The organism is Psychrobacter piscatorii (genome assembly GCF_904846415.1).
Lineage (GTDB): Bacteria > Pseudomonadota > Gammaproteobacteria > Pseudomonadales > Moraxellaceae > Psychrobacter > Psychrobacter piscatorii.
Genome location: NZ_CAJHAR010000085.1, coordinates 1 through 1,024 on the forward strand (window position 1 = coordinate 1; position 1,024 = coordinate 1,024).

Here is a 1,024-nt window from a genome sequence, read left to right on the forward strand (position 1 = left end):
ATATTATAGAACGCCTGCATAGGCGTTTTAAACCCTAAGCGTTTTCTTGGTCTGTTATTTAGTTTGTTCTCAATGTCCTGCATCTCATCATCAGAGACTTGTCTAAAGTCACAGCCTTTAGGCAGATACTCTCTGATCAAGCCGTTGGTATTTTCGTTGGTTCCTCGCTGCCATGACGCATAAGCATCGGCAAAGAAGAAAGAGCTAAAGAGCTTTTGTTTCACCTTTTTATGCTGAGCAAACTCTTTACCATTGTCAGAGGTAATGGTCTTAACCTGCAACCTCACTGGCTTTAAGAGCTCTATCATTGCCTCTGATACTTGCTGTGCCGTTTTATTATCCACACGTTTCATCTTCAGCAGCCCTGTTTTACGTTCAACGAGCGTGACAATCGCTTGCTTGTGATGCTGACCGATAATGGTATCCGCCTCCCAGTCGCCAATCCGCGTGCGCGCATCAACGATGGAGGGGCGCTCATGGATAGAGACTCTGTCATTAATACGACCACGAGTCTCAGCAGTTAAACGCTGCCGATAAGGCTTGGCTTTACGTCTGAGACACTGCCATAACCTGCCGCCCTTACGCTTGTTTGTCCATATATAGCGATAAATGCTCATATGACTGAGTCCACCATGAACACCTGCTATTTGCTGGGGACTCCAGTTCTCTTTAAGCTTGTCTGTGACCCAGTCCCATACGTCAGCGATGATGCTGAGCGCATTGTTTGATCGTCTTGCACAAGCTTTCTTATGAGCGTTATTGACTCGGTAACCGCGCAGGCTTTTATTGCGTCTGATTTCTCTTAATATGGTACTGGGACTTCTGTTTAACGCCCGCGCTATAAAATTAATACTATGTTCTGCCCCTATAAGGGCATAAATCTGGTATCGTTCCCCTAGGCTTAGATGCGTATAGTTCATGGTTGCAATCTCACTTTGGTCGGTGGATAAAGACTTTGATGCTAGCGCATCTAGGTCTTTTTTTCACCTTGCATTTGGTATTGCACTTCATGTGTTAATCTAAG

The 1,024-nt window shown here is 45.1% G+C and carries 1 protein-coding gene; it reads right to left on the reverse strand.

Annotation, left to right across the window (positions count from 1 at the left end; genetic code table 11):
- The coding region (locus JMX83_RS14925) for an IS30 family transposase (RefSeq protein ID WP_201603374.1) at positions 1-920 on the reverse strand (920 nt) is incomplete at its 3' end.
- Positions 921-1,024: the final 104 nt, after the last annotated feature.